At 67.5% G+C, this 12,078-nt stretch carries 12 protein-coding genes; 4 read left to right on the top strand and 8 right to left on the bottom strand.

The genetic code is table 11. The features are described from left to right. Positions 1 to 96: 96 nt before the first annotated feature. The 8 genes from ACAM54_RS25070 to ACAM54_RS25035 all read right to left on the bottom strand — a co-directional run bounded on the left by ACAM54_RS25070 (position 97) and on the right by ACAM54_RS25035 (position 7,752). Positions 97 to 750, bottom strand: a complete 654-nt coding sequence (locus ACAM54_RS25070; protein ID WP_369649275.1) for a TetR family transcriptional regulator C-terminal domain-containing protein — start codon at positions 748 to 750, stop codon at positions 97 to 99. Further along, a complete protein-coding gene (locus tag ACAM54_RS25065; RefSeq protein WP_369649274.1) occupies positions 747 to 1,706 on the bottom strand; it encodes a 2Fe-2S iron-sulfur cluster-binding protein in 960 nt (319 codons plus the stop codon). The genes ACAM54_RS25070 and ACAM54_RS25065 overlap by 4 nt, the downstream gene beginning before the upstream one ends. Positions 1,707 to 1,722: 16 nt before the next feature. Beyond that, complete coding sequence (locus ACAM54_RS25060; protein WP_369649273.1) at positions 1,723 to 2,313, bottom strand: NAD(P)H-dependent oxidoreductase; 591 nt, start codon at positions 2,311 to 2,313, stop codon at positions 1,723 to 1,725. Positions 2,314 to 2,452: 139 nt separating this feature from the next. After that, complete coding sequence (locus tag ACAM54_RS25055) at positions 2,453 to 3,481, bottom strand: ABC transporter substrate-binding protein (RefSeq protein ID WP_192327549.1); 1,029 nt, start codon at positions 3,479 to 3,481, stop codon at positions 2,453 to 2,455. Positions 3,482 to 3,879: 398 nt separating this feature from the next. Continuing rightward, positions 3,880 to 5,259, bottom strand: coding sequence for an FAD-binding oxidoreductase (locus ACAM54_RS25050; protein ID WP_369649272.1), 1,380 nt, complete (start codon positions 5,257 to 5,259; stop codon positions 3,880 to 3,882). After that, positions 5,249 to 6,130 (bottom strand): ABC transporter permease, encoded by an 882-nt coding sequence (locus tag ACAM54_RS25045; RefSeq protein WP_369649271.1) that lies wholly within the window; start codon positions 6,128 to 6,130, stop codon positions 5,249 to 5,251. The genes ACAM54_RS25050 and ACAM54_RS25045 overlap by 11 nt, the downstream gene beginning before the upstream one ends. Then, positions 6,108 to 6,917, bottom strand: coding sequence for an ABC transporter ATP-binding protein (locus ACAM54_RS25040; protein WP_369649270.1), 810 nt, complete (start codon positions 6,915 to 6,917; stop codon positions 6,108 to 6,110). Before ACAM54_RS25040 ends, ACAM54_RS25045 begins: the two co-directional genes overlap by 23 nt. A gap of 13 nt (positions 6,918 to 6,930) precedes the next feature. Then, positions 6,931 to 7,752 carry a creatininase family protein gene (locus tag ACAM54_RS25035; RefSeq protein WP_209535618.1) on the bottom strand — a complete coding sequence of 274 codons (822 nt, stop codon included), beginning with the start codon at positions 7,750 to 7,752 and terminating at the stop codon, positions 6,931 to 6,933. Positions 7,753 to 7,948: 196 nt separating this feature from the next. On the opposite strand from ACAM54_RS25035, the gene ACAM54_RS25030 reads away from it, so the two are divergent. From ACAM54_RS25030 to ACAM54_RS25015, 4 genes are read left to right on the top strand one after another with little or no spacing between them, the layout of a single operon-like run. Continuing rightward, positions 7,949 to 8,464 carry a DUF1269 domain-containing protein gene (locus ACAM54_RS25030; RefSeq protein ID WP_145739208.1) on the top strand — a complete coding sequence of 172 codons (516 nt, stop codon included), beginning with the start codon at positions 7,949 to 7,951 and terminating at the stop codon, positions 8,462 to 8,464. A gap of 44 nt (positions 8,465 to 8,508) precedes the next feature. Next, positions 8,509 to 9,666: a c-type cytochrome gene (locus ACAM54_RS25025; protein WP_369649269.1), complete on the top strand. Its 1,158-nt coding sequence runs from the start codon at positions 8,509 to 8,511 to the stop codon at positions 9,664 to 9,666. 26 nt (positions 9,667 to 9,692) lie between these two features. Next, positions 9,693 to 11,459 (top strand): cytochrome c oxidase subunit I, encoded by a 1,767-nt coding sequence (gene ctaD / locus ACAM54_RS25020; protein ID WP_307698297.1) that lies wholly within the window; start codon positions 9,693 to 9,695, stop codon positions 11,457 to 11,459. Further along, on the top strand, positions 11,456 to 12,070 hold the full coding sequence (locus ACAM54_RS25015; protein WP_145739211.1) for a cytochrome c oxidase subunit 3: 615 nt from the start codon (positions 11,456 to 11,458) through the stop codon (positions 12,068 to 12,070). Before ctaD ends, ACAM54_RS25015 begins: the two co-directional genes overlap by 4 nt. Positions 12,071 to 12,078 lie beyond the last annotated feature (8 nt).

Genomic DNA, 12,078 nt, shown 5'->3' with positions numbered 1-12,078 from the left:
TCGCGCACTGCGTGTCGCTTCGCCAACCCCCTCGCCGGGGGCAACACCTGCGGCCCGGCAAAGCCGGTTCCGCGGTGTTCCGCAAAAAGTCCCGCCCTACCTGACGCCCGCGCCTTTCAGCAGGAATTCGGTCACCTGCTCGATCAGGTAGCGCCGGTCTTTATCGTCGCCCTGCTGCGCCACGTCGCGGAAGTACGCGGCCTGCGTGGCGTGGTCGGCATAGAACTGCGTCACCGCCCAGATGTGGAACAGCACCAGCATCGGGTCGGCGGTGTCCATCAGGCCCTGGTTCATCCAGTTCTGTATGACGGCGGCGGCCTGGTCGGTGCGCTGCTTGCTCGTGTCCATCATGGTGTTGAGCACCGGCGCGCCGCGCATCATCTCGGCCGTGAAGATGCGCGAGCGCAGCGGGTGCTCGAACGAGAACACCATCTTGCGGCGGATCAGGTCGCCCAGCACCTTGCGCGGGCCGAAGGCCTCGTCGGCAAAGCCGAACACCACGATCCAGTCGTTGAGGATGTCCTGCAGGATCTGCCGGTAGAGCGCTTCCTTGCTCTCGATGTAGTAGTGCAGCTGCGCCTTCGAGAGCCCGGCCTTGTCGGCAATGGCCTGGGTCGATGCGCCGGCCAGGCCCTCGCTTGCAAACACCTCGATGGCGGCCTGGTTGATGAGGCCGAGCACCTGCGTGTACTTGCGCGAGCGGCCGCGCGTGGCGGGCGCCTCGCCGTCGCTTTCTTCCTCGATGCTCACAGCTGAAGCACCAGTTCCAGGCCCTTGGCGCGCGAGCAGCACAAGGCCACCTTGTGGCGCCGCTCGCTGCCCGTGAGGCAGAAGTCGCGGTGCTCGGCGCCTTCACCATCGCCCTCGACCACGCAGGTGCCGCACAGGCCCTGCTGGCATGACACGGGAATGTCGATGCCCACTTCGCGCAGCGCATCGACGGCGGTCTGGTCGGCCGCCACCGGCACGCTGATGCCGCGCTGCGCGAGCTTCAGCGTGAAGGGCAGGCCGGTGCTCGTGTTCGCATCGGTGGGGGCGGCGAAGTATTCGGCGTGCAGCGTGTCCCCGGGCCAATGCGCCGCGGCCTCGCGCACTGCCTTCATGAAGCCGCCGGGGCCGCAGACGTACAGGTGCGTATCAGGCGCGCGCTCGGCCAGCAGCGCGCGCAGGTCGATGCGCTGCGAGGCGTCGCCCTGGTCGAGGTGCAGGCGCAGGTGCGGCGCCAGCGCAGGCGAATGCAGCGCATCGGCAAAGGCCAGGTGCTCCTCGCTGCGTGCGAACACGCAGAGCGTGAACGAGTCACCGCGCGCCGCGAGTGCCTGCGCCATCGCCAGCAGCGGCGTCATGCCGATGCCGCCGGCCAGCAGCAGGTGGTGCTTCGCTTCCTCGCGCAGCGCAAAGGTGTTGCGCGGCGCGCTGATCGCGAGCAGGTCGCCCTTGCGCACGCGCTCGTGCATCGAGGCCGAGCCGCCGCGGCTTTCGGCTTCGCGCTTCACGCCGATCACGTAAGAGCCGGCATTCGACGGCGCGCGCGCCAGCGAATACTGGCGCGAGAAGCCGCCCGGCATGTGCACGTCGATGTGCGCACCGGCCTCGTAGCCCGGCAGCGCGCGGCCCCAGGGGTGGATCAGCTCGAAGGCCAGGATTTCCGGCGTCTCGCGCGAGATGCGTTCGACGCGGACGGTGAGCGTGCGTTCGAGGCTCATGGTGTTGTCTCCCTGGCTAGATGCTCTGCAGCTTGCGCGCAACGCGTTCGATGAAATGGGTGCGGTCGCGCGCGGTGACGGCGTTCATGTCGTGCAGCTGCAGCCACGTGACCTTGCAGCGCCACGCGAACAGCGCCCGCAGCGCGCGCGTGAAGAGCCGCCGGCCCGGGTCGCCGATGAGCATCACGAACCAGCGCGGCGAGCCGCCCGTGGTCACCACCGTCAGCCGCCGGATGTGCCGCATGCCCGACCTCGCGAGCTGCCCCTTGCGTTGCGCCGGCAGGAAGGCCACGCCCGGCAGCCACACCCGTTCGAGCCAGCCCTTGAGCATCGACGGCGGCCCGTGGAACCAGGTGGGATAGACGAACACCAGGTGCTCGGCCCACAGCAGCGCTTCGACATGCGGCTTGACGCGTTCGCGGATCAGTTCGGGGTTGTCGAGATAGGCGATGCGCTCTTCGCGCGTCAGCGTGGGGTCGAAGCCTTCGGCGTAGAGGTCGATGGCCTTGACGGGGTGCCGCGGCTGGAGGGCCTCGAGCGCGGTGCGGTAGAGCGCGTGGTTGAAGCTGTCAGGGTTCGGATGGCAGTGGACGACGAGCGTTTTCATGGGGAGGGCCGGTTCGCCGGTTCGGCGAGACGGGGTCAGAGCCCAGGGAATGAAGAGCCGCGCAGTGCCTTATGGCAACCCAGGCGCCGGCATCTGACCCCGGCGCAAGCCCCGCGCGGCCCGCGGGAAAAATCGGCGCCTACTTTCCAGCGAGCTTCTTGCGGACGTCGACACCGACGCCCTTGTTGACGAACTGCGTGGTCACGACCTTCGAGAGATCGACCTCGCCGGGCTTGTAGAGGCCGGCCTTCACCATCTTGTCGTAGAAGTCCTTCACGCGGGCCTCGTCCATCGCGCCGATGCCCTTGGTGAGCGACTCGCCGCTGTCGACGATGCCCATCTTCTTCATGAGCTCGATCGAGCCCTGCGACGCGGCGACGGGCGAGTCGGGGTTGATCTTGGCGATCATCTCGTTGGCGGCCTTGTTGTCGCCGTAGAGGTAGTTGTTCCAGCCGATGATCGAGGCCTCTACGAACTTGCGCACCGTCTCGGGCTTGGTCTTGACGAGGTCGGCGCGCGTCTCGATGGTGGTCGAGTAGGTCGAGAAGCCGTTGTCGGCCAAGAGCTGCACCACGGGATCGAAGCCGGCCTGGGCCTTGATCGAAAGCGGCTCCGAAATGGCGTAGCCCTGCTGGATCGACTTCTTGTCCGCGAGGAACGGGCCGACATTGAAGGTGTAGGGCTTGAGCTGCGAATCCTTGAAGCCGTGCTCCGACTTCATCCACTGCCAGAAGCTGAACTGGCCGTCCTTGCCGATGAAGGCCACGGGCGCCTTGGCCATGTCCTTGAAGGTGTCGAAGCCCTGGCCCGGATGCGCGAACATGGCCTGCGGATCCTTCTGGAAGAAGGCCGCGACCACCACCGTGGGCACGCCGTTCTTGACGTTGTCGAAGGACTGCAGCAGGTTGCCTGTCATCAGGAAGTCGACCTTGCCGGCCGGCAGCATCGGCCGGTTGTTGACCATCGGTCCGCCCTGCTGGATGTCGACGTCGAGGCCGTACTTCTTGTAGGTGCCGTCCACCAGCGCCTGGTAGAAGCCGCCGTGGCCGGCCTGCGCCTTCCAGTTGGTGGCGAACACCACTTTTTCCTGCGCCTGTGCGGCGAAGGCGGCGGCCGAGAGGGCGAGGGCTAGAGCAAGCGGACGGATTGTCAGAGCGGGAACGCGCATGGCAGTGGACTCCTGGTGTGAATTCGACGGGATATTCTCATGTCAGCTTGGCCATCGTTCGATGGACGAGGCTGCAAGTTCGGTGCAGTTCGGGGCGCGTGCACAGGCCGCCGGGTACTTCCCTCCGCGAATGTCCCCCGGGGCTGCGCCCCTCCTCCTTTATTTCGCTGCGGGAAGCACCCGACGCCCTGTGCACCTGGGCACGCTGTCGGTGAACCGCGATCAACGACCGTTGCTGATAACGCTCCCGTCGATGGGGTGCCTTGCGCAGCGAAATAAAGGAGGAGGCCGAAGGCCGGGGGACATTCGCGGAGCAAGGTACCCCGTCGGCGGGAGCGCGCCCCGAACAGCAGCGCTCGAAACCACCAACGCGACAGACGACCAAGCGACGCTTCATTTCAACGCTCGACAGCCATATCGGAAGTCCAGCCGCGCGTCTTGCCGGGGTTCATCAAGCCCATCGGATCGCTGCGCTTCTTGAACTCGATCTGCTGCGTGTCGATGGTCTTCATGCCGCCGTCCTCGATGGTGACCACGTGCGGGTTGAAGATCTTGCAGCCGCCCTGCGACTCGATCTCGCGGATCACTTCGTACTGGTGAGCCTCGCCCTTCCAGCGCACGAGCAGGATGCCGAAGGTGCCGCATTCGCCGCCGGCGCGCGCGAAGTCCTGGTGCTGCAGCACGTCGTCGCCGAAGATTTGCAGATGCCGTTCGACCACGGCCGGGTCGAAGGGTTGGGCGTAGGCCACCTGCAGGTAGGTCCAGCTGCGATCCGCTTTCAGCGCCTGCAGCGTCGTGTGGTTGAACGCGCATTCATAGGCGGGCGGCAGGCCCTCGGCGAGCAGATCGGGCTCGGTACCGGCGACGGAGATGGTGCCGCGATGCGCAGCGGCCAGCGCGCGGAAATCGGCCATCGACTCGGGCGAGACCATCGCGAACACCGCATGCCGGTCGGCAGGAAAGCGATCGCGCATGGCCGTGTAGTAGGGCGAGAAGCGCGCCTCGACCGTCGAGAGCAGGAAGATGTCGAGCGTCGGCGCCTGCGCGGCGATGCCGAAGTCCAGTGCGCCGCGGTAGGTGTCGAACAGCACCGTGCAGTGCACCCACTCGACGGCCGGGCTCAGCGCCACTTCCACGTCGAGGATCACGCCGTTGGTGCCGTAGGCATGGTGCACCTGCTGGATCTCGTCGCCATGCAGTTCGATGATGCGCGGCTCGCGCTCCACCGTCATCACGCGCGCGCGCAGCAGGTTGCCGGGGTCGCGCAGGATGCCGTGGCGGAATGAGCCGATGCCGCCGAAGCCGCCCGCGATGAAGCCGCCGATCGTGGCCACGTGCCAGGTCGAGGGCCACATGCGCAGCGCCTGGCCGGTCTCGCGCGCCGCAAGGTCGATGTCGTGCATGCGCGCCCCTGCCTCCACGCGCATGCGGCCCTCCTGGATGTCGAGCACGCGGCACATCTGCGTCACGTCGAGCACGACGCCGCCCTCGAGCGGCACGCACTGGCCGTAGTTGCCGGTGCCGCCGGCGCGCACGGTGAGCGGCAGCTTCCACTTCGCAGCCACGGCCGCGGCCTGGCGCACGTCGTCCTCGGTGCTGACCTTGACCACGAGGTCGGCCACGCAGCCCGCGAGCTGCGCGCTGAGGATGGGGCTGTACCAGTAGAAGTCCTTCGACAGCTGCTTGCGCTGGGCCGGCGCGGTGACGAGGTTGAGCCCGCGCAGGTCGGCGCGCACGGCCTCCCAATCGACGGCAGGCACGATGGTCCTAGCGTTCACGGCGCATTTCGCTTTCGTGCCAATGGCCGAGCACGAGGCGCGACAGTGCCGCGAACACGATGAAGATCACGATGCCCAGCAACGACACCAAGAGCAGTGCCGCGAACATCATCGGGATCTCGGTGCGGAAGCTCGATTCGAGGATGCGCGAGGCCAGCCCCGTCTCCTTGCCCGCCGTGCCGGCCGTGAACTCGGCCACCACGGCGCCGATCAGGCTCAGCCCACCCGCGATCTTCAGGCCCGCCATGAAGTACGGCAGCGCACTGGGCGCGAGCAGATGGCGGAAGGTCTGCCACGGCGAGGCCTTGTAGAGCTGGAACAGGTCGCGCAGGTTGCTGTCGGCGCTTTTCAGGCCGATGACGGTGTTCGACAGGATCGGGAAGAAGGCCACGATCCAGGCGCACAGCAGGAGCGCCGCGGTGGTGCTCGACACGTAGATCAGGATCAGCGGCGCGATCGCGATGATCGGCGTCACCTGCAGGATCACCGCGATCGGGAACAGGCCGATCTCCACCCACTTGAAGAGCGCGAAGGCAATCGCCAGCAGCACGCCGCCCACGATGGCCGCGCCGAGCGCGAGCAGCGTGAGCTTCACGGTGAACCACAGCGCGCTCGAGAGCGAGGCCCAGTTGTCGAACAGTGTCTTCAGGATGAGCGAGGGCGCGGGCAGGATGTAGTGCGGGATGTTGTTGGCGCGCACCATCCATTCCCAGGCCAGCAGCAGTGCGATGACGATGCCCGCGGGCACCGCGATGCGCAGCATCGATTCGCGCCGGCGCAGCCTGTCTTCGTGCGCGCGCAGCGCGGCCTCGGAAGGCGCCGTGTCCGCGTCGGCGAGCGCGACGGGCTCAGTGATCGATGTCGACGCCATGCAGGGCTCCATGCAGGGATTGCGACACCGCGGTGCAGTGCGCGTTGTAGCGGCTCGAGGTGCGGAAGTCTTCGCCACGCGGATAGGGCTCGTCGATGCGGATCTCGTCGATCACGCGGCCCGGGCGCGCGGCCATCACCACGATGCGGTTCGAGAGGTACACCGACTCGTAGACGCTGTGCGTGACGAACACCACTGAGAAGCGGTGCTCGCGCCAGATCGCGAGCAGGTCGTTGTTGAGCTTGATGCGCGTCATCTCGTCGAGTGCGGCAAAGGGCTCGTCCATCAGCAGCAGGCGCGGATGCGTGACCAGCGCGCGCGCGATCGACACGCGCATCTTCATGCCGCCCGACAGCTCGCGCGGGTACACGCCCGCAAAGCGCGAGAGGCCGACCATCTCGAGCGCCTGCTGCACCACCGGCGCCGCCGCATCACGGCTCTGGCCGGCGAGCTTGAGCGGCAGCCAGACGTTGTCGAACACCTTGGCCCAGGGCATGAGCGTGGGCTCCTGGAACACGAAGCCCAGGTCGCGGTCGCTCTGCGTCTTGCCGCTGTTGGCGCCGGACCAGTGCATTTCGCCCGAACTGAGCCGGGTCAAGCCGGCGATCAGCCGCAGCGCGGTGCTCTTGCCGCAGCCCGAGGGGCCGAGAAAGCTGATGAAGTCGTGCTCGCCGATGTCGAGGGTCATGCCCTGCAGCGCGAGCGTGCCGTTGGCAAAGCGCTTGCTGACGCGGCGCAGGCTGACCAGCGGCGGGGAAGGCGGGGAAGAGGGTGCGAGGCTTTCCATGGTGGGTGCGAGCCTAGCGCCAGGCGGGAACATTGGCGAGGCGCGACAGCGGGAAGCGGTCCACCTCCTGCAGCAGTTCAACGAAGCGCCGCCCCACGTGGTCGAGCACCGCGGCGCCCTTTTCGGCGGTGGCGCGCGTGGCATCGCCGGCCGCGCCCGCGGGATTGATGTCGTGCATCTGCCAGCCGAGCTTGCCGCTGGGCGTGATCGAGAGGAATTTGTTCTCGGCGGCGAGGTCTTCGGTCATCGAGCGGAAGTTGCGGAACTGGTCGGGACGCACGTCGTCCGGCGCAAGGTGCAGCATCACCGAGCTTTCGAGGTCGCCGGCATGGATGCCGTGCCGGCCTTCGTGCGCGGTGAAGAGCCCTTCGGGCAGGCCCAGCGTATACCAGTTGGCGGCCACGACCATCATGCCGTGTTCCTCGCGCAGGTCGCGCGCCACGATGTCCATCACGCTCATCTGGCCGCCGTGGCTGTTGTAGAGCACCAGCTTGCGCACACCGGCCTTGGCCACGCAGGCGCCGATGTCCTTCCACAGCGAGATCAGCGTGGTGGCCGAGACGGTCAGCGTGCCCGGATAGCGCGAATGCTCGTTGCTCTTGCCGTAGGCGACCGTGGGCAGGAAGAGCACCGGCAGCTCGTCCGGCAGGTGCGGCAGCGCGGCCTGCACCATGCCGTCGATGGTGGCGGTGTCGGTCGACATCGGCAGGTGGGGGCCGTGCTGCTCGGTCGCGCCCACCGGCAGCACGGCAATGAGCCGTTCGCGGTCGAGGCGGGAGAACTCTTCGCTGGTCAGGTCGGACCAGAAGCGGCTGCGCAGGGGGTGCGGGTTCATCGTGGCGTACCTTGTGATGGCGGGCAACAGGGCCGGAATGATGAGCTAAATTATCCAATCGGTCAAAAAAAGATGGCTTGGCAATAACCCCCATGCCGCTGCCGCGTGAAATGCGGCGGCCACTTGATGGCGGCCTTCCTTGGGCATATAAGTCATTCATGGTTCCTTGACTCGTCGCAAGACGAAAGGGGGCGCTATGAAGAGGCGCATCTACTGGCTGATGCCGGACCTGGCGAGCGCCAGGCAGGCGATGGACGATCTGGTGTGGGCACGCGTCGACGTTGCGCACATTCATTTCGCCGGACCGGAAGGCATGGACATGGCCGGGCTCCATGCGGCCAACGTGTGGCAAACCTCGGACCTCGTCCACGCAGCCAAGACCGGGTGGGTGGTCGGCAGTGCCTGCGGCATCTTGGTCGGCCTCGCGGCCGCGCTGCTGTTCCCGATCACCGGCGACGGCCCCGAATGGGAGGTGGCTGTGCTGGTGGCCATCGTGGGGGGCGTGGTCGGCGCCTGGTCGGCCAGCATGATCGGCATTTCCATCCCGAGCCCCAGGCTGCAGCGTTTCGAGGGCGCCATCGCGCGGGGACAGATCCTGCTGATGGTGGACTTGCCGCGCTCGCGCGTGCGGGACATCGAGGCGCTGCTGCGCTCCGCGCATCCCGAAGCCCGGTTCGAGGGCGAAGAGCCGCAAGTCCCGGCGTTTCTCTGAAGCGCGCATGAGCCCCGAACCCATGCCGAGCCGAGGGAGCGCACATGATCATGGCCGTCGCCCTGCTGCTCGTCGTGCTCGCCTCGGTGCTGTTCCACGTCTTCAATCCGTGGTGGACGACGCCCCTTGCTTCGAACTGGCAGCTGATGGACGACACCCTGACCATCACGCTGGTGATCACGGGGATCTTCTTCATCGCCATCAACGTGTTCATCGCCTACATGCTGGTGCGCTTTCGCCACCGCGAGGGACACCGTGCGGCGCATGAGCCCGAGAACAGGAAGCTCGAGCGCTGGCTGATCGGCGGCACCACCGTCGGCATCATGGCGCTGCTGGCGCCCGGCCTCGTGGTGTACGCGAACTATGTCAGGGAACCCCACGACTCCCTCGTGCTGGAGGTGCTGGGCCAGCAATGGCAGTGGCGCTTCCGCTTCCCGGGAGAGGACGGCAAGCTCGGCGCGACCGATGCGCGCTTTGTCAGCGCCACCAATCCGTTCGGGGTCGACCCCGCCGACCGGGCCGGGCAGGACGATCTCCTGATCGCCGGCAACGAGGTGCACCTGCCGCTCGGCAAGCCGGTGCTGGTGCTGATGCGTTCGAACGATGTGCTGCACGACTTCTTCGTGCCGAACTTCCGCGCCCGGATGAACATGGTGCCGGGACAGGTCAGCCGCTTCTGGTTCACGCCGACCGTCGCGGGCCGCTACGAAGCGCTGTGCGCGCAGCTGTGCGGCGTGGGCCATCCCAACATGCGCGGCTACGTGGTGGTGGAAGATCCGGCGAGTTACAAGGCCTGGCACGCGGCGCTGCCGACCTTCGCCAGGTCGCAGGCCAAGGCGCCCGAGCCCCCGGCCGGTGCCGCGGCGGCCGGCGGCACGCGCGTCGAACAGGGCCGCGCGCTGGCGGACGCCAAGGGCTGCGTGGCCTGCCACACGGTCGACGGCAGCCCGCGCGTGGGGCCGACCTGGAAGGGCCTGCACGGCAAGACCGAAACCATGGCGGACGGCTCCACCGCGCTGGTCGACGAAGCCTATCTGCGCAGCTTCATCCGCGACCCGCAGGCCCGCCACGTGAAGGGCTTCCCGCCGGTCATGCCCAAGATCGAAATGACCGATGAAGAACTGGCCGCGCTGGTGGCCTACATCCAGAGTCTGGGCAGTCCGCCGGCGCAGGCTGCCGCCGAACAGAAGGCCCCGCGATGAACTCTTCTTCGCCCACGGGGCATGCCATGTCCCACGCCGACGACGCCGGGCACCCCGCGCCGCAGAGTTTCCTGACCCGCTACGTCTGGAGCCAGGACCACAAGGTGATCGCCGTCCAGTACGCCTGCACCGCCATCGCGGTGGGCGTGGTGGGCGTGGTGCTGTCCAACCTGATGCGGCTGCAGCTGGGCTTTCCGGGCCAGTTCGAGTTCATCAACGCCGAGCGCTACTACCAGTTCGTGACCATGCACGGGATGATCATGGTGATCTACCTGCTCACGGCGCTGTTCCTCGGCGGCTTCGGCAACTACCTGATTCCGCTGATGGTGGGGGCGCGGGACATGGTGTTCCCCTACCTCAACATGCTGAGCTTCTGGGTCTACCTGCTGTCGGTGGTGGTCCTGATGGCGAGCTTCTTCGTCGCGGGCGGACCGACCGGCGCGGGCTGGACGCTGTACCCGCCGCAGTCGATCCTGCCCGGCACGCCGGGCCATGCGGGCGGCATCGTGCTGATGCTGGTGTCGCTGCTCATCTTCATCGTGGCGACCACGATGGGCGGCCTCAACTACGTGACCACCGTGCTGCAGGCACGCTGCGAAGGCATGACGCTGCTGCGCATGCCGCTCACGGTGTGGGGCATCTTCGTGGCCACCATCCTCGCGCTGCTCGGCTTCCCGGCGCTGTTCGTCAGCGGCGTGATGCTGCTGCTCGACCGCACGCTGGGCACCAGCTTCTTCATGCCGGCGCTGGTGTCGATGGGCCAGGTGACGGGCTACAAGGGCGGCAGCCCGCTGCTGTTCCAGCACCTGTTCTGGTTCTTCGGCCATCCGGAGGTCTACATCGTGGCGCTGCCGGCCTTCGGCATCGTGTCCGACCTGATCAGCGTGCACGCGCGCAAGTGCATCTTCGGCTACCGCATGATGGTGTGGGCCATCGTCGCCATCGGCGCGCTCAGCGTGGTGGTGTGGGCGCACCACATGTTCGTGAGCGGCATGAACCCGTACTTCGGCTTCTTCTTCGCGACCACCACGCTGATCATCGCGGTGCCCACCGCGATCAAGGTCTACAACTGGATCCTGACGCTGTGGCGCGGCGACATCCACCTGACGGTGCCGATGCTGTTCGCGCTGGCCTTCCTGTGCACCTTCCTGATCGGCGGGCTCACGGGCCTGTTCCTCGGCAACGTGAGCGTGGACATTCCGCTGTCGGGCACCTATTTCGTGGTGGCGCACTTCCACATGGTGATGGGCGTGGCGCCGCTGCTGGTGGTGTTCGGCGGCATCTACCACTGGTTCCCCAAGGTCACGGGCCGCATGCTCGACGACCGGCTCGGCCGGCTGCATTTCTGGATCACCTTCCTCGGCACCTACCTGATCTATTTTCCGATGCACTACCTGGGCGTGCTGGGCATGCCGCGGCGCTACTACAACTTCGACGGCTACGCGTTCATCCCGCCCTCGGCATTCAGCCTGAACACGTTCATCACCGTGGTCGCGCTGATCGTCGGCGTGGCGCAGCTGCTGTTCATCGCCAATCTCGCCTGGAGCGCCTGGCGCGGGCAGCGGGCCGACGCCAATCCATGGCGCGCCGCCTCGCTCGAATGGCAGACGCCCGCCACGCCGCCGGGCCACGGCAACTGGGGGCCGCGGCTGCCGGTGGTCTACCGGTGGGCCTATGCCTATGGAGAGCCGGGTGCGGCGGAGGATTTCATACCACAGAACGCACCGCCGGAAGCCGGGCCCGGGGAGCCCGAGCCGCAGGGCCAGAGCGAGGTCCGGGGAGCGCCGGCATGAGCGCGGGCACCGCTTGGAGCCTCCGCGGCGGCCTGCCTCGCGACGCGCACGCGAGCGCGGCCAGCATCGGCCTGTGGGTCTTCATGGGCGTGGCCACCGCGTTGTTCTCGCTCTTCATCGTGGCCTACGTGATGCGCATGGGCGGCGACGATTCGATGACGATCGCGCTGCCGTGGCAGCTCTGGCTCAGTTCGGCGCTGCTGGTGGCGGGCAGCGCGGCGCTGCAATGGGCCGGCGGCGCAGCGCGCCGTCGCGCCCCGATGCGGGCCCGCCGCCTGCTGCTCGCCGGCGGCCTCTTCGCAGTGGCCTTCCTGGGCGCGCAGCTGTGGGCCTGGCAGGCGCTGCTGAGCGCGCAGGTGATGCCGGCCGGAAATCCGGCGGGCAGCTTCTTCTACCTGTTGACCGCCATGCACGGGCTCCACCTGGCGGGCGGGCTGGTCGGGTGGGCCTGGACGGCGAACGCCGCATGGCCCGATCCGGCCCGGGCCGCATGGCGCATTGCGCTGTGCGCGCGCTACTGGCACTTCATGCTGGCGGTGTGGCTGGTGCTGTTCGCGCTGCTGGGCTGGGTGACGCCGGAGGTGGCGCGCTTCATCTGCGGCACATCCTGAGGAGGCGT

The sequence above is a fragment of the Variovorax sp. V93 genome, from assembly GCF_041154485.1.
Lineage (GTDB): Bacteria > Pseudomonadota > Gammaproteobacteria > Burkholderiales > Burkholderiaceae_C > Variovorax > Variovorax beijingensis_A.
This window is presented reverse-complemented; position numbering and strand designations above follow the sequence as displayed.